This is a genomic window from Marinobacter shunpengi, assembly GCF_045449695.1.
Lineage (GTDB): Bacteria > Pseudomonadota > Gammaproteobacteria > Pseudomonadales > Oleiphilaceae > Marinobacter.
This window is the reverse complement of the sequence record NZ_JBJJKZ010000015.1, coordinates 306,538-323,150: the sequence shown is the minus strand read 5'-3', so window position 1 is coordinate 323,150 and position 16,613 is coordinate 306,538. Positions and strand designations below refer to the sequence as shown.

15 protein-coding genes are annotated in these 16,613 nt (G+C 63.3%); 4 read left to right on the top strand and 11 right to left on the bottom strand.

Annotated features, from left to right (window positions below):
• Positions 1-106 precede the first annotated feature (106 nt).
• The 11 genes from truD to ACJO2E_RS13690 form a co-directional block, all read right to left on the bottom strand.
• Positions 107-1,165 (bottom strand): tRNA pseudouridine(13) synthase TruD, encoded by a 1,059-nt coding sequence (truD, locus tag ACJO2E_RS13740; protein WP_406964558.1) that lies wholly within the window; start codon positions 1,163-1,165, stop codon positions 107-109.
• A complete protein-coding gene (gene ispF / locus ACJO2E_RS13735; RefSeq protein ID WP_406964557.1) occupies positions 1,162-1,641 on the bottom strand; it encodes a 2-C-methyl-D-erythritol 2,4-cyclodiphosphate synthase in 480 nt (159 codons plus the stop codon). Before ispF ends, truD begins: the two co-directional genes overlap by 4 nt.
• 27 nt (positions 1,642-1,668) lie before the next feature.
• A complete protein-coding gene (gene ispD, locus ACJO2E_RS13730; RefSeq protein WP_406964555.1) occupies positions 1,669-2,379 on the bottom strand; it encodes a 2-C-methyl-D-erythritol 4-phosphate cytidylyltransferase in 711 nt (236 codons plus the stop codon).
• Positions 2,380-2,400: 21 nt separating this feature from the next.
• Positions 2,401-2,673 (bottom strand): cell division protein FtsB, encoded by a 273-nt coding sequence (ftsB, locus tag ACJO2E_RS13725; protein WP_406964554.1) that lies wholly within the window; start codon positions 2,671-2,673, stop codon positions 2,401-2,403.
• A gap of 217 nt (positions 2,674-2,890) precedes the next feature.
• Positions 2,891-4,186: a phosphopyruvate hydratase gene (gene eno / locus ACJO2E_RS13720; protein ID WP_406964553.1), complete on the bottom strand. Its 1,296-nt coding sequence runs from the start codon at positions 4,184-4,186 to the stop codon at positions 2,891-2,893.
• A 73-nt stretch (positions 4,187-4,259) separates the two neighbouring features.
• Positions 4,260-5,105: a 3-deoxy-8-phosphooctulonate synthase gene (kdsA, locus tag ACJO2E_RS13715; protein WP_406964551.1), complete on the bottom strand. Its 846-nt coding sequence runs from the start codon at positions 5,103-5,105 to the stop codon at positions 4,260-4,262.
• Positions 5,106-5,135: 30 nt separating this feature from the next.
• The gene (gene pyrG, locus ACJO2E_RS13710; RefSeq protein WP_406964550.1) at positions 5,136-6,761 is read right to left on the bottom strand and encodes a CTP synthase; all 1,626 of its coding nucleotides are present in this window, start codon (positions 6,759-6,761) and stop codon (positions 5,136-5,138) included.
• A 137-nt stretch (positions 6,762-6,898) separates the two neighbouring features.
• Positions 6,899-8,209 carry a tRNA lysidine(34) synthetase TilS gene (tilS, locus tag ACJO2E_RS13705; RefSeq protein ID WP_406964548.1) on the bottom strand — a complete coding sequence of 437 codons (1,311 nt, stop codon included), beginning with the start codon at positions 8,207-8,209 and terminating at the stop codon, positions 6,899-6,901.
• Complete coding sequence (gene accA, locus ACJO2E_RS13700) at positions 8,193-9,146, bottom strand: acetyl-CoA carboxylase carboxyl transferase subunit alpha (protein WP_406964546.1); 954 nt, start codon at positions 9,144-9,146, stop codon at positions 8,193-8,195. The genes tilS and accA overlap by 17 nt, the downstream gene beginning before the upstream one ends.
• A 137-nt stretch (positions 9,147-9,283) precedes the next feature.
• Complete coding sequence (dnaE, locus tag ACJO2E_RS13695) at positions 9,284-12,766, bottom strand: DNA polymerase III subunit alpha (RefSeq protein WP_406964544.1); 3,483 nt, start codon at positions 12,764-12,766, stop codon at positions 9,284-9,286.
• 58 nt (positions 12,767-12,824) lie between these two features.
• The gene (locus tag ACJO2E_RS13690) at positions 12,825-13,304 is read right to left on the bottom strand and encodes a TlpA disulfide reductase family protein (RefSeq protein ID WP_406964542.1); all 480 of its coding nucleotides are present in this window, start codon (positions 13,302-13,304) and stop codon (positions 12,825-12,827) included.
• A gap of 75 nt (positions 13,305-13,379) precedes the next feature.
• Between ACJO2E_RS13690 and arsC the strand changes: the two genes are divergently transcribed.
• Genes arsC through tfpB form a run of 4 tightly spaced genes read left to right on the top strand, consistent with a single transcriptional unit; the run spans position 13,380 to position 16,601 of the window.
• On the top strand, positions 13,380-13,748 hold the full coding sequence (gene arsC / locus ACJO2E_RS13685) for an arsenate reductase (glutaredoxin) (RefSeq protein WP_406964541.1): 369 nt from the start codon (positions 13,380-13,382) through the stop codon (positions 13,746-13,748).
• 41 nt (positions 13,749-13,789) lie between these two features.
• A complete protein-coding gene (wrbA, locus tag ACJO2E_RS13680; RefSeq protein ID WP_406964540.1) occupies positions 13,790-14,404 on the top strand; it encodes an NAD(P)H:quinone oxidoreductase in 615 nt (204 codons plus the stop codon).
• Between the two features lie 41 nt (positions 14,405-14,445).
• Positions 14,446-14,796 carry a DUF2069 domain-containing protein gene (locus ACJO2E_RS13675; protein ID WP_406964539.1) on the top strand — a complete coding sequence of 117 codons (351 nt, stop codon included), beginning with the start codon at positions 14,446-14,448 and terminating at the stop codon, positions 14,794-14,796.
• 20 nt (positions 14,797-14,816) lie between these two features.
• The gene (gene tfpB, locus ACJO2E_RS13670; RefSeq protein WP_406964538.1) at positions 14,817-16,601 is read left to right on the top strand and encodes a type IV pilus assembly ATPase TfpB; all 1,785 of its coding nucleotides are present in this window, start codon (positions 14,817-14,819) and stop codon (positions 16,599-16,601) included.
• Positions 16,602-16,613 lie beyond the last annotated feature (12 nt).

The following is a 16,613-nucleotide window of genomic DNA, read 5'->3' as shown; positions in this document are numbered from 1 at the left end:
TTCCGGTGATGCCCGGCAAGGCACCCCTGAATAGAATAAGCCGCTCAGAATTCTAACGGATAAACGATGACATTTGTGTCATGGGAGGGTCATTCTGACAAATCGGTTACGAAAATTCCGCAGGTTCCTGCCCGTCGGACGACGACACCAGGGTCACCACCGACGACAGCAGGGTTGTAGCGTATTGTCCGGGTGACAGGGTAAACGACAGGTCCAGGCAGGGGCCCTCCTCCGCGTCAGACAAGGCCCAGTCCAGCCCGGATGGCCGTAACGCCAGCGCACGGCGCTCGGGGGCCATGCGGGTATCGGCAAACACCGCTTCCATCTCCGGGTAGCGGGCGACGACTTCCCGTTCCAGGGCGCCCTGAGCCCCCTGCGCCACGGTGCCGCCATCGCCCCATAGCGGACCGGTGGGGGCAGGGTCCGGCTCCCCGCCCAGCAAGTCCCGCCAGTTGCCCTGCAACACCCGTTCCGCCAGCACCTCGTTGAACAGCCAGGAACGGGCGGCGGAGAAATACAGACCTTCGCGATTGCCGGATGCCTTGCGGCCCCGACGCCGTCGACGGGCCGGCTTTTGTGACAGGGCCACCGCCCGCTCCAGGTTGCCGCCGTCATGGCCGAAACGCTGTAACCCGACATAGTTGGGGCAACCCTGGCGGGCCAGTGTATTGAGCCTTGGTGCCAGTTGCGCCGGATCTCCGGTCACCTCCCGCAGGCGGATCCGGAAGTGGTTGGCCTGATGCTCGCCCCGCCGTAGCTTGCGGTCCCGGCGGGCAACCGCCAGCACCGGCCAGTGTTGCTGTAGTGCCCGGATAAACGCCGGGTCACCGCCCTCAAGGCCGGGCCGTTGCACGCTGAACCACTGGCGGGTCACCGCGTGGCGGTCCTTGAGGCCACTGTAGCCAACGCCGCGATCGCCACATCCGGCCAGCTCTCCCAGCCGGTGCGCCACCCAGGGAGTATTGTCGCCGGTCTTCTCCAGGTAGAGCAGCAGGTGCTCCCCCTGCCCCGGCACGTCAATATCATCCTGCCCGTCCAGTTCATGGACCGGGCCGCCCACCTCCAACCGTTCGGTCACCCGGAAATCCTCCGGATGGACTTTCAGCCGGGCGCTTCCCAACGGCGCACCTTCAGGCCAGGGCCAGTCCAGCCGCCAGCGACTCATGAATTCTCGTCGTCCAGCAGGCAGACCGCCTGACAGGCGATACCTTCCCCGCGACCAGTGAAGCCCAGTTTCTCCGTGGTGGTGGCCTTGACACTGACACGGTCCATGGCTACCCCCAGGTCCTCGGCGATATGCTGCCGCATGGCGTCCACATGGGGAGCCATCTTCGGGGCCTGGGCGATAATGGTGCTGTCCACGTTGATCACCCGCAGCCCCCGGTCCGCCACCTGGCGACTCACTTCCCGCAGCAGCACGCGACTGTCGGCACCGGCCCATTCGGCACTGGTATCCGGGAACAGGTGGCCAATGTCGCCCAGGGCCGCTGCGCCAAGCAGTGCATCCGCGATGGCGTGGAGCAGCACATCACCATCGGAGTGGGCCTTGAGCCCCTTCTCGTGGGGGATGGGAACACCGCCAATGATCACCTGTGATCCTTCGCAGAACCCGTGGACATCGAAGCCCTGACCTATCCTCATGACACCTGCCTGTACCTGATAAAGGAGTTACCCGGCGTCCTGGCGGGCGAGTATGAACTCCGCCAGCGCCAGGTCCTCCGGAACGGTAATCTTGATATTGTCGGTGCGCCCGGTGACCACCCGCGGCTGCCAGCCGGCGAGCTCCATTGCCGACGCCTCGTCGGTAATAGTACCGGGATGCTCACGTACCCCGGTTTGCAGTGCCGACAACAGGTCGCCATAGCGGAACATCTGCGGGGTGAAGGCCCGCCACAGGCGGCGCCGATCCACGGTTTTCCCGATGCGGTCAGCATCCGTTTCCACCTGTTTGATGGTATCGGAAACCGGCGACGCCAGCAGACCGCCGACGGGGTCGTCCGCCAGTTCCGTCCTGAGTCGCGCCAGGTCCTCCCGGTGGATGCACGGTCGCGCCACATCATGAACCAGCACCCAGTCACGATCGCCCGCCCGACCGGAGAGGTGATGCAATGCACTGATCACCGAGTCGACCCGCTCGTCGCCGCCGGAACAGGTCTCAATGCGACGGTCCGAGGCGCTCCCACTGTCGGACCACCACTGATCCTCTCCGTGAAGCGGCACCACGCACCCCGCCCAGGGGCCGGCTTCCAGCAGGCGGGACAGGGTCACATCCAGCACGAACCGGCCGGAGAGTGTCAGATATTGCTTGGGAACGGAGGATTGCATGCGCTGGCCGATACCGGCGGCCGGCACCACAAGCCAGAAACGATGGGTATTCATAGACAACGGGAAGCTCTGGATTCAGGGCTCCACAACCAGGAAGAAGGTTTCATCATTGCGGATCAGTCCCAGGTCCTTGCGGGCCCGTTCCTCGACGGCGCCCTGGCCGGAGCCCAGGTTGCGAACCTCGGCGTAGAGGCGTTCGTTACGGGCGGCGAGCTTGGCGTTTTCCTGACGCTGCTCGGCAATGGTTTCGCTCAGGCCCCAGACCTGGGCATAACTGCCTTCCCCCACCCACAGGCGCACCTGCAGCAGGACAATCAGTATGACCATGATGGACCAGAGCACCTTCATCGCACAATTCCGTTATTCCATTTGCCCGGAGCGTAACTCGACGCCTTTGCCAGTGTGACATCGGGCTTTCGTGCGGGAAAAGCAACATGGGCTTCCCTGCCGATACCTCCCTGCCCTGAGTCACAAAACCGCCGGCTGAGCGAACAACCGGCGGCAGCAAGAGTCTAGCCTAATTAACGCCGCTATGCACTAACCGGGGCCTCCGGTGGCTGATCGACTAGCCCTGGCCCTTGATCTCGGACAGGCCACGGTAAGGTGCCTTGCCATCCAGCGCTTCCTCAATACGGAGCAACTGGTTGTACTTGGCAACCCGGTCAGAACGGCACAGGGAGCCGGTCTTGATCTGGCCGGCACAGGTGGCCACCGCCAGGTCGGCGATGGTGGTGTCCTCGGTTTCACCGGAACGGTGGGAAATCACCGCCGTATAACCGGCGGCCTGGGCCATCTTGATGGCATCCAGTGTCTCGGACAGGCTGCCGATCTGGTTGAACTTGATCAGGATGGAGTTGCCAACGCCCTTCTCGATGCCTTCCTTCAGGATGCGGGTGTTGGTCACGAACAGGTCATCACCCACCAGTTGCACCTTGCTGCCCAGCTTGTCGGTGAGGACCTTCCAGCCATCCCAGTCACTCTCATCCATGCCGTCTTCAATGGAGACAATGGGGAAACGCTCGCACAGGCCCGCCAGGTAATCCGCGAAACCGGCGGAGTCGAAACTCTTGCCTTCGCCGGAGAGCTGGTACTGGCCATCCCGGTAGAACTCGGAGGAAGCGCAGTCCAGAGCCAGGGTCACGTCGGTGCCCAGCTTGTAACCGGCGGCCTCGACGGCCTCCTGGATGGCGGCCAGGGCCGCTTCGTTGGACGGCAGGTTGGGGGCGAAACCACCCTCGTCACCAACCGCAGTGTTCAGGCCCTGGTTCTTCAGCACTTTCTTCAGGCTGTGGAAGATCTCGGCGCCCACGCGCAGGGCCTCGGCAAAGCTCTTGGCGGCAACCGGCTGCACCATGAATTCCTGGATATCCACGTTGTTGTCGGCATGCTCACCGCCATTGAGGATATTCATCATCGGTACCGGCATGGAGTACTGACCGGCAGTGCCGTTCACATCGGCAATGTGCTCGTACAGGGGCTTGCCCAGGGACGCTGCCGCCGCCTTGGCCGCCGCCAGGGACACCGCCAGGATAGCGTTGGCGCCCAGGTTGGCCTTGTTGTCGGTACCGTCCAGGTCGATCATGATCTGGTCCAGCGCCCGCTGATCCGCCGCGTCCTTGCCGACCAGGGCATTACGGATTTCACCCTTGACCGCGGCGACCGCCTTGGTAACACCCTTGCCCAGATAACGACCCTTATCCTGATCGCGGAGTTCCAGCGCTTCCCGGGAGCCGGTGGAGGCCCCTGACGGCGCACAGGCCCGTCCGAGGGTTCCATCCTCAAGGATCACGTCGGCTTCCACCGTCGGATTGCCGCGGGAATCCAGGACCTCCCGGCCCTTGATATCAGCGATTTTGGTCATGCTTTTCACTCTCCGGATAATGTTCAGATCAACGTATCAAAATCGAAAATCATGGCCTTGCCCGCAGGCAACCTCAGGCCGTATTGAGGGGTTCAAAACCTTTTACCAGCTCGTCCATGGCCTTCACACGTTTCAGGAACGGCTCCAGCTGGCTCAGCCGCAGGGCACAGGGGCCGTCGCACAGGGCCTTGTCCGGGTCCGGGTGGGCTTCCAGGAACAGGCCGGCCAGGCCCTGGGACATACCGGCCATGGCCAGGTCCACCACCTGGGCGCGGCGCCCGCCAGCGGAATCCGCCCGGCCACCGGGCATCTGCAGGGCGTGGGTGACATCGAAGAATACCGGCACACCCAGCTCCTTCATCTGCCCGAACCCCAGCATGTCCACCACCAGGTTGTTGTAGCCGAAGCTGGTGCCCCGCTCGCAGAGGATGACCCGGTCGTTGCCGGCCTCCCCGCACTTGTTGATGATGTGGGCCATCTCACGGGGCGCGAGGAACTGCCCCTTCTTGATATTGATGACCGCGCCGGTCTTCGCCATGGCCACCACCAGGTCGGTCTGGCGACTCAGGAAGGCCGGTAGCTGGATGATGTCGCACACCTCGGCGGCGGGTTCGGCCTGCCAGGGCTCATGGACATCGGAAATAATGGGGACCTGATATTTCGCCTTGATGTCCGCCAGCCATTGCAGGCCCTGCTCAAGCCCGGGGCCACGGAAGGAGTTGATGGAGGACCGGTTGGCCTTGTCGAAGGAGGCCTTGAAGACGTAAGGGATGCCGAGGCGACGGGTAATGTCCACGTAGGCCTCCGCCACCTCGAAGGCCAGGTCCCGGGACTCCAGCACATTCATACCGCCGAACAGTACGAACGGCTGGTCATTGGCGATGGTGAGATCGGCGACCGAGACGGTGTTCTGTGCCATGGCTGTGTGTCCTTGAGTGCGCCCGGGCCGTTATCGTCCGGTGTTATTGAGAGCCGCTTCCACGAATCCGGTGAACAGCGGGTGTCCGTCACGGGGGGTGGAGGTGAACTCCGGGTGGAACTGACAGGCGACGAACCAGGGATGGTCCGGCACTTCCACCACTTCCACCAGTTTGCCGTCGGTGGACCGGCCCGAGACCCGAAGGCCGGCCTGTTCCAGTTGCGGCACGAAATGGTTGTTGACCTCGTAGCGATGCCGGTGGCGCTCGCGGATGATCTTTCTGCCGTAGCACTGGCCGATGGTGGAGTCCTCGGTGACCACACAGTCCTGGGCGCCCAGGCGCATGGTGCCGCCAATGTCGGATTCCTCGGTACGCTCCTCGCGGTTGCCACTGGCATCCAGCCATTCGGTGATCAGGCCCACCACCGGAGCCGGGGAATTCTCGCGGAACTCGCTGGAATGGGCGCCTTCCAGGCCGGCCACGTTACGGGCGTATTCGATCACCGCCACCTGCATGCCCAGACAGATGCCCAGGTAGGGCACCTTGTTCTCGCGCGCATACTTTACGGTGGTAATCTTGCCTTCCACACCACGCTCGCCAAATCCGCCCGGTACCAGGATCGCGTCCACCTTCTCCAGGACGCCGGTACCATTGCGCTCAATGTCCTCGGAGTCGATGTACTCGATGTTGACCTTGGTGCGGGTCTTGATGCCGGCGTGGAGCAGCGATTCGATCAGCGACTTGTAGGCGTCCAGCAGCTCCATGTACTTGCCCACCATGGCAATGGTGACTTCCTGCTGCGGATTGGTCAGGGCGTCCACCACCGCGTCCCACTCGCTGAGGTCCACGTCACCGGCCTTGAGGTTGAAGCGCTCGATGATCAGTTGGTCCAGACCAAACCCGTGGAGCATGCGGGGAATGGAGTAGATGGAACGGGCGTCCTCCAGCGGGATAACCGCACGCTCCTCGACGTTGGTGAACAGGGCAATCTTGCGGCGGGAACCAGCATCCACCTCGTGCTCGGAACGGCACAGCAGGATATCCGGTTGCAGGCCAATGGAGCGCATTTCCTTCACGGAGTGCTGGGTGGGCTTGGTCTTGATCTCGCCGGCGGTGGCAATGTACGGCACCAGGGTCAGGTGCATGAACAGCGCCCGCTGCGGACCCACTTCCACCTTGAGCTGGCGGCAGGCCTCCAGGAACGGCAGCGACTCGATATCACCCACGGTGCCGCCGATTTCCACCAGGGCCACATCCACCCCGGCGGCGCCTTCCACCACACGACGCTTGATCTCGTCGGTAATGTGCGGGATTACCTGCACGGTACCACCCAGGTAATCACCCCGGCGTTCCTTGCGAATCACTTCTTCGTAGACCCGGCCGGTGGTGAAGTTATTGCGACGGGTCATGGGAGTGCGGATAAACCGCTCGTAGTGGCCGAGGTCCAGGTCGGTTTCTGCACCGTCTTCGGTCACGAAGACCTCACCGTGCTGGAACGGGCTCATGGTGCCCGGGTCCACATTGATATAGGGGTCCAGCTTGAGAATGGTGACCTTAAGGCCCCGTGCTTCCAGGATGGCCGCCAGGGAGGCAGACGCGATCCCTTTCCCCAATGAGGACACAACACCGCCGGTGACGAAAATATAACGCGTCATGCAGATTCCGTGATTGTCAGGTTCAGTAAAGGAGGGAGATTGTCATCTCAAGATGGGACGCCAGATTACCAGAAAGCCCCCCGGCGCTCAATCCGAACCCGCCGTAAAAGTTGCTCCTGACAGCCTGGGCCGCGCCGCTACTCCCGCCGTATCTCCAGCCACCCGCCATTCCCGGGGTGCGGTCCCGCCAGTCCCGGCTCGCACCACAGGTCCGCGACAGCCACCAACTCGTCGTTTCCCCGGAACACCAGAGGCAGCTGGTCCCGCTCCCAGGGGGGAACCTGCTGCTCCTGGAGCCATTTCTTTAGTGACCGGGTCGGCCCGTCCGGCCTCGGCCTGAAGCGTTCACCGCCCCGGCGGTGACGAAGATGCAGTTCCGGCATCGACCCACTGCCCTCCGCCGGGTGCAGGTAGAGCCGGAACACCCCGTCCTGCAGGGCCCGACCGGCCGCCAGTGACTGCTCTGCCGCAAGCGGCGCCGGTGACCGGGACACCCGGTAAATATGGTCCTGAAACCGTCTCAGGGCAAATTCACCGGCCAGTATCTCGGGACGGGCATGGTCCCGGGCTTCCGTCAGGTCGCGGATCTCATGATCGCCCAGGGACCGGTCCAGATCCTCACCCAGCCACCATTGCAGCAGGTTGCGCCGGGCTGCCATGGGCAAGGCGCGAAACCCCGGCAGGTGGAGGCGGCCTGGTCCGGCCTGCAACTGGTGGAAGTGGGTTTCCGCGAGCATGGTCGCCAGTTCGGCGGATTCCCCGCAGGCCCGGGCGGTGGCCAGTAGCCGTCGCTCCAGACTGGGCCAGCGCTGTAGAAGGTCCGGCAGCACCCGCTGGCGCAGGAAGTTGCGATCAAACCCCTCATCGGTATTGGTGGGGTCCTCCACCCAGGACCACCCCGCCCGTTGGGCCTGCTGCCTGAGCCACGACCGGGGCATCTGAAGCCACGGCCGCACCAGCATTCCCTGGCCGAGGGGCCGCTTCATCGGCATACCCGCAAGCCCGTGCACACCGGTGCCCCGCAGGAACCGGAACAGCAGGGTCTCCACCTGATCGTCAGCATGGTGGGCCATCAGCAGGACATCACCGGCGTCCAGCCGTTCCGAGAAGACCTGGTAACGGGCGTTGCGCGCAGCGGTTTCGATACTGCCCCCGCCTGCGTCCACCTGGACAGGAACCACCTCCAGGGGTACGGCCAGTTGCTCACAGGTCCGCTGGCACAGGGCCTCGAAGGCAACCGCGTCCGGCTGTAGCTGGTGGTTGACGTGGATGGCGGAAAAGCCGGCGGGGTGGTGTTCAAACACCCGGTGGGCGAGGTGGAGCAGGACCACGGAGTCCAGGCCGCCGGACAGGGCGACCCGGACGTGGCCGGTGACGGCCAGCGCCTCCAGGGGTACCAGCAACTCCGGAAGGAAGGTGTCGGGGGGCGGGTTACCGCCCCGTGTCATAGCGGGTCAGGCGCTCGTAGCGCCGGGCCACCAGCTCGTCCTGGCTGAGGTTGCCCATTTCATGCATCCCCTTGAGCAGTTCTTCCTTGAGGTTGTCAGCCATTTCCTGGGGGTTGCGGTGAGCGCCACCCAGGGGTTCCCTGATCACGGTATCCGCCACACCGAGTTCCTTGAGACGATTGGCGGTCACTCCCATGGCCTCGGCGGCCTGGGAAGCGTGATCCGCACTCTTCCAGAGGATGGAGGCGCACCCCTCGGGAGAGATAACCGCATAGGTGGAGTACTGCAGCATGTACAGGTGATCGCAGACACCGATGGCCAGGGCGCCACCGGAGCCGCCCTCGCCCACCACGGTGGAGAGGATCGGGGTCTTCAGCCGGGACATCACCGCAAGATTGCGGGCAATGGCTTCGCTCTGGCCCCGCTCCTCGGCGCCAATGCCCGGATAGGCACCCGGCGTGTCGATAAAGGTGAGCACCGGCATGCGGAAGCGCTCGGCCATTTCCATCAGGCGCAGGGCCTTGCGGTAGCCCTCGGGGCGCGGCATACCGAAGTTTCGACGCACCTTGTCACGCACTTCACGCCCCTTCTGGTGGCCGATCACCATTACCGGTTTGCCATCCAGCCGGGCGGTACCACCAACAATGGCCTGGTCATCGGCATAGGCCCGGTCGCCGTGCAACTCATCGAAGTCCTCGAACACCATGTCAACGTAGTCGAGGGTGTACGGCCGACGGGGGTGCCGGGCCAGGCGGGCAACGTCCCAGGCTTTCAGATCGGAAAAGATGCTCTCGGTGAGGCTTATACTCTTGTTCCGGAGCCGGCTGATCTCGTCGGTAATGTTGATTTCTGTATCGTTGCCAACCAGTCGCAATTCTTCGATCTTGGCTTCCAGGTCGGCAATGGGCTGTTCGAAGTCCAGGTAGTTAGGGTTCATGGTGTTCCATCAACTTGTCTTTGTTCAGCGCAACAATCAGAGGCGCTGGAGATTCAGGATTTGCCTAAAGATACCAATGCAAGGCCATGTAAAAAAGCGGACCTTAGTCTGATTGTTCTTAATGTGAATCAACACCATCAATCATAGACCAGTTCCACCTGGTTATCGCCCACCAGGTATTTCAGCTCGTAGAGCAGCTTGTCGTCCGGCTGTACCCGCCAGGTTTCCCCCAGCTCGATACGGGTACTGGCGCCGTCTCCCACGTACTCGATCCACACCGGACTGCCCTGGCTGCGGAACGGCCGCAGGGTATTGTCCAGCTTGTCGAGCAGACCGTTGTGCAACTGCTTCGCTTCCAGCTTCAGCTGCAACCCCCGGCTGAAGGACTGCCGGGCGGTGGCCACATCCATCACCGAACTGACCCGCATCTTCATCTGGCCGGAGTAGTCGTCGTGACTCACCTGCCCTTCCAGTACGATCACCTGGTCCGACTGCAGCAGCTCCCGGTTGGCATTGAAGGCCTCGGAGAACAGCGTCGCCTCGATACGACCGCTGCGATCGTCGAGGGTGACAAAGCACATAGTGGAGCCGGTACGGGTCTTCATGGTGCGCTGGGCGACAATCAGTCCCGCCACCCGCTGGGGCGACCGCGACGGCTGCAGGTCAGAGATGGACGAGCGCACGAAACGACGCACCTCCTTCTCGTATTCATCGAACGGATGCCCGGTCAGGTACAGACCCAGGGTGTCCTTCTCGCCTTTCAGGCGCTCCTTCTCCGGCCACTCCCGTACATGGGCCACGTCCGCGAAGGGGTCAACGCCCTCGTCACCGCCCAGGATATCGCCGAACATGTCAGTCATACCCACGGATTCATTGCGCGACTGCTGGCCTGCCTGCTGGATGGCCTTGTCGATACTGGCCATCAGTTGCGCCCGGCCCGGCCCCAGCTTGTCCACGGCCCCGGCCCGGATCAGCGCTTCCAGGGCCCGCTTGTTGACCTTCTTCAGGTCCACCCGGCAGCAGAAATCGAACAGGTCCTCGTAGGCGCCACCGTCCTGTCGGGCCTCCACGATGCTCTGGATGGGGCCTTCGCCCAGCCCCTTGATGGCGCCGAGACCGTAGACGATCTGACCCTCGTCGTTCACCGTGAAGGTGTACTCGGAGGTGCTGACATCCGGCAGCACCAGGTCCAGCCCCATGGCCCGGCATTCCTCCACCAGGGTCACTACCTTGTCGGTGTTCTGCATATCGGCGGTGAGCACCGCCGCCATGAACTCCGCCGGGTAATGGGCCTTCAGCCACAGGGTCTGGTAGGACACCAGGGCGTAGGCCGCCGAGTGGGACTTGTTGAAGCCATAGCCGGCGAACTTTTCCACCAGGTCGAAGATGTTCTCCGCCAGGGTCTTGTCGATGCCATTATTGGCACAGCCCTCCAGGAAGATGGCCTTCTGCTTGGCCATCTCCTCCGGTTTCTTCTTGCCCATGGCCCGGCGCAGCATGTCCGCGCCACCCAGGGTGTAGCCGGCCATCACCTGAGCGATCTGCATGACCTGCTCCTGGTACAGGATGACCCCGTAGGTGGGCTCGAGTACCGGTTTCAGGCCCTCGTACTGGTAATCGGGGTGCGGGAAGGACATGGGCTGGCGACCGTGCTTCCGGTCGATGAAGTCGTCCACCATGCCGGATTGCAACGGGCCCGGACGGAACAGGGCCACCAGGGCGATCATATCCTCCAGGGAGTCCGGCTGCAGGCGGCGGATCAGGTCCTTCATGCCCCGGGATTCCAGCTGGAACACGGCGGTGGTTTCCGCCTTCTTGAGCATGTCGAAGGAGGGTACGTCATCCAGCGGGATGTCGTTGATATCCAGCTCCGCCTCGCCCCGCTTCTGCCGGCGGGGATTGATCATCTTCAGGGCCCAGTCGATGATGGTCAGGGTCCGCAGCCCCAGGAAGTCGAACTTCACCAGGCCGGCATCTTCCACGTCCCCCTTGTCGAACTGGGTAACCAGGCTGCCGCCCTCGTCATCACAATACAGCGGCGAGAAATCGGTGATCTTGGTGGGCGCGATCACCACACCCCCGGCGTGCTTGCCGGCATTCCGGCACACCCCTTCGAGCTTCAGGGCCATCTCCCAGATTTCCTGGGCTTCCTCGTCCTGCTCCAGGAAGTCCCGTAACTGCTCTTCCTGCTCCAGCGCCTTCTCCAGGGTCATGCCCGGCTCAAAGGGAATCATCTTGGAGAGCCGGTCCGCCAGACCGTAGGATTTGCCCTGCACCCGGGCCACGTCACGCACCACCGCCTTGGCGGCCATGGTACCGAAGGTGATGATCTGGGATACCGCCTCGCGACCGTACTTCTCCGCCACATAGTCAATGACCCGGTCACGGCCCTCCATGCAGAAGTCCACGTCGAAGTCGGGCATGGAGACCCGTTCCGGGTTGAGGAAGCGCTCGAACAGCAGGTCGTACTGCAGCGGGTCCAGGTCGGTGATGAGCTGGGCGTAGGCCACCAGGGAGCCGGCACCGGAACCCCGGCCCGGGCCTACCGGCACACCGTTGTTCTTGGCCCACTTGATGAAGTCCATCACGATCAGGAAGTAGCCGGGGAACCCCATCTGGATGATGATATCCAGCTCAAAGTTCAGGCGTTTGAAGTACGCCGCCCGCCGCTCTTCGTAGTCCGGGTCGTCCGGGTTGAGGATGGTTTTCAGTCGTTCTTCCAGGCCCTCCTCGGACACCTTGCGGAAGAAGTCATCCATGGTCATGCCATCGGGGATGGGATAGTTGGGCAGGAAGTACTCACCCATTCGCACCGGCACGCTGCAGCGGCGGGCGATTTCCACGGTGTTCTCAATGGCTTCGGGAATGTCCTCGAACAGCTCGACCATCTCCTCCGCACTGCGCAGGTACTGCTGGTCGCTGAAACGGCGCTCCCGGCGCGGGTCCGCCAGGGTGCGACTCTCGCCGATGCAGACCCGGGCCTCATGGGCCTCGAAGTCCTCCGCTTCCAGGAAGTGGACATCGTTGGTGGCCACCACCGGGCAACCGAGTTCCGCCGCCAGTTCCACACTGGCGTGGAGGCAGTCCTCGTCACCGGCACGACCGGTGCGCTGCAACTCCAGGTAATAACTGTCGGGATAGAGTTCCAGCCAGTAGCGCAGGCGATCCCGGGCCAGGTCGGTCTTGCCGGCCAGCAGGGCCCTGCCCACGTCACCCAGTTTGGCGCCGGACAGGGCGATCAACCCCTCGCGGCGCGATTCCAGCCACGCCCGGGTAATAATGGGCTTGCCGTAGCGCTGACCTTCGGTGTAGCCGAGGGAGATGATTTCCGTCAGGTTCAGGTAACCGTCCTGGTTACGGGCCAGCAACGTAATACGGAACGGGTTATCCGGTTCATCCGGGTTTTCCAGCCACAGATCGGCTCCCGGAAGGGGCTTGACCCCCGCCCCCATGGCCGCCTTGTAGAAACGCACCAGGGAGCACATATTGGACTGCTCGGTGAGCCCCACCGCGGGCATGCCCAGCTCCTTCACCCGGTTGATCAGTGGCTTGACCCGGATCAGGCCGTCCACCATGGAATACTCGGAGTGGACGCGGAGGTGGACAAAATTCTGACTCATAAGATCTCGTGTTCCCGGTGTGCAATCTGGTTATCGGATTCTAACGCAAAGGGAGGTATCAGTCCCGCCCGATACGGGCCAGCAGCCCGTCCTCAGTCTGTGCCCCGAGCAGGGTGTCACGCAGCTCACCGTCAGGGTCCACCAGGAAGGTGGCAGGCAGCCCCTGGGGCATGTCCCAGCCCAGGGCGGGGGCCGGGTTGTCGGCCAGCATGGTGAAGTCGATCCCCATGCGCTGGCCCAGCTCCAGCAACTCCGCCCCGGTGACACCATCAAAGTTCACCGCCAGCACGGTCACGCCTTCACGGGCGTCCACGGCGTTAAGTTCGGGAATTTCCTCCAGGCAGGGCTTACACCACTCCGCCCAGTAGTTGACCAATACCCAGTCGCCCCGCAGCGACGCCCAGCCCAGGGACTCCCCGCTTGCCATCGCCAGGGTTGGACTGGCATCTCCGGCGTCTGCGGATGTCGATGGGTCACTGCAGGCAGTCAGCAGGACCATGGCGGACAAAAGGATACAGAGAACAGGGTACTTCCCCATCACACCTCCTGATAGACTTGGCAGCCCTGATCGTACACTTCCCAGGTAATCATTGGCAGAGAACCAGAACCCGATATGGCTGATAACACATTACTTGACCATACCCGCATCTATCACAACCCCCGTTGCTCCAAGTCCCGGCAGACCCTGGCTCTGATGGAGGAAAACGGCCTCGCACCGGAGGTGGTGAAATACCTGGATACGCCGCCCTCGCCTGAGGAACTGGCCGCCCTGGTGAAGGCCCTGGGCTGCTCGGTGCGGGACATCATCCGGGTAAAGGAAAAGGAATACAAGGAACTGGGCCTGGATAACCCCGACCTCTCCGACGACCAGTTGCTGGCGGCCCTGAGCGCCAACCCCAGACTGATCGAGCGTCCTATTGTGACCCATGATGGCAGGGCCACCATGGGGCGGCCGCCCGAGAACGTGTTGGCACTGATCTGACCTTTTCCCAGTTACCAGACGGCCAGGAACCGGAGCCTCCCATGTCCAATGCACAACCGGAGCAGCCCTACGTGCTGGTCCTCTACTACAGCCGCACCGGCCAGACCGCGACCCTGGCCCAACAGATCGCCCGGGGCATTGCACGGGTCTGGGGTATCGAGGCAAGGATCCGTGCGGTGCCACCGGTGTCCCCGGATACCGAGGCCTCCCAGCCGGCAGTGCCGGACGAGGGCGCCCCCTGGGCCACCCGCGACGACCTGGCCAACTGTGCGGGCCTGGCCATCGGCAGCCCCACCCGCTTTGGCAATATGGCGGCGCCGCTCAAGTATTTCCTGGATGGCACCGGTGACCTGTGGGTGAGTGGCACCCTCGCCGGCCGGCCCGCCGGGGCCTTCACGTCTACCGGCAGTCTTCACGGCGGCCAGGAGTCCACCCTGCTGACCATGATGATGCCCCTGCTGCACCACGGCATGGTGCTGTGCGGGGTGCCCTACAGCGAACAGGCCCTGTCGGCTACCACCTCCGGCGGCACGCCCTACGGCCCGTCACACTGGGCGGGCACCGACACCCGGCATGCGGTCAGTGACCATGAGAAGACCATCTGCCAGACCTTCGGCGAGCGCCTGGCCCGACTGGCCCTGAAACTCGCGGATTAAGCCGCTGGAACCAACCACCTGCTACCCTGTCAGGAAACACCATGCTGTATTCTGAAAACGCGAAGAAAACTCGTGGCATCGCCGCCACACTGTATACCCTGTTCCTCGCCCTGCTGGTGGTCACCACCTTCTGGCCTGACCAGGTGGAGGACGTATCGGTGGCACTGATGCTGTCGGTCAAACTCCTGCCATTGCTACCTTTTGCGCTGGTGGTGTTCCGGGGGCACAACCGGGGCTATATCTGGATGAGCTTCGTGCTGATCTTCTACTTCACCCAGGCCGTGGTCACCGCCTGGCTGAGCGAGGGAAAGCCAATGCCGGTTCTGATGGCGGTGCTCAGTGTTTCGCTGTTTACTGTTGCCATGGTTCACCTTAAGGTGAATCGGCCCTGATCGCACACACGAGGTAGTCAATGTCCGAGACCCTGGCCCGCGAGACCCGCCCGGAGCACACCCTCACCCTGAGGGAACTGTGCAACGCCCTGGCGGACACCGGTGAAGTCAGCCGCGAGGATGCCGAACGGGTGCTGGCAGCCAACCTGGGCGCGAGTGCCGAGGCCCGGCATCCGCTGGAGGTCATCGCCATTGCCCGGCTCACCAGCCAGAAGGATCATCGGGCCCTGGACCTGGAACGCCTTACCCGCTGGCTGGCGGAGTGGTCACAACAGCCTTACTACCATATCGATCCCCTGAAGATTGACACCCCGGCCATTGCCCGGGCGATGTCTTATGCCTTTGCCCAGCGCCACCATATCCTGGCGGTGGAAGTCACCGACCAGGAAGCGGTCATTGCCAGCGCCGAACCCTTCAAGAGCGACTGGGAAGCCAACCTCCGCCATGTCTTGCAGCGCCCCCTGAAGCGGGTAGTGGCCAACCCGGAATCCATCCGCCGCTACACGGTGGAGTTCTACCAATTGGCCAATTCCGTCAGCAAGGCCGGTGGCCAGCAGGGTAGCGCCGCCGGCAACCTGCACAACTTCGAGCAACTGCTGGACATTGGCCAGGGAACCAGTCACGACGCCAATGACCAGCACGTGGTGAAGATCGTCGACTGGTTGCTGCAATACGCCTTCGACCAGCGGGCCAGCGACATTCACATCGAACCCCGGCGGGAGCTGACCCGGGTGCGCTTCCGCATTGACGGGGTGCTGCATAATGTCTACGAGTTTCCGGAACAGGTGGGCGTGGCGGTCACCAGCCGCCTGAAGATCCTGGGGCGCCTGAACGTGGCAGAGAAACGCCGGCCCCAGGACGGTCGCATCAAGACCCGCAAGCCCGACAACAGCGAGGTGGAACTGCGCCTGGCCACCATGCCCACCGCCTTTGGCGAGAAGATGGTGCTGCGGATCTTCGACCCGGAAGTGCTGCTCAAGACCTTCGAACAACTGGGCTTCTCCGGCGAAGACCGGGAACGCTGGCACGAGATGACCAGCCGCCCCCACGGCATCGTACTGGTGACCGGCCCCACCGGCTCCGGCAAGACCACCACGCTCTACTCCACCCTGAAGACACTGGCGTCCCCGGACCAGAACATCTGCACTATCGAAGACCCCATCGAGATGGTGGAGCCGGCCTTCAACCAGATGCAGGTACAGCACAATATCGAACTGACCTTCGCCTCCGGCGTCCGGGCCCTGCTGCGCCAGGACCCGGACATCATCATGATCGGTGAGATCCGCGACCTGGAAACCGCCGAAATGGCGGTGCAGGCGGCCCTTACCGGCCACCTGGTGCTTTCCACCCTGCACACCAACGACGCTCCCAGCGCCTTTACGCGCCTGCTGGAACTGGGCATACCGCCCTACCTGATCCGCGCCACGGTCATCGGCGCCATGGCCCAGCGCCTGGTCCGGCTGCTGTGCCCCCACTGCAAGAAGCCGGCACCGCTGGAAGACGAAGCCTGGACCACCCTGACCCGGCCGTGGAAGGCCCCCATGCCAAAGCAGGTCTACCAGCCCGTCGGTTGCCTGGAATGCCGGGACACCGGCTACCTGGGCCGCGCCGGCGTCTACGAGATCCTGGGCCTGTCCCGCACCATCGCCGGGCAGATCAATGACCGCTGCGAGCTGGAGCAACTGCGCCTGGACGCCTACAAGGATGGCATGAAGTCACTGCGACTGAGTGGCGCCCAGAAGGTGGCCGCTGGGCAAACCACCATCGAGGAAGTGTTGCGGGTGACGCCGGAGAGTCAGCGGTAAATAGTCAGGCGG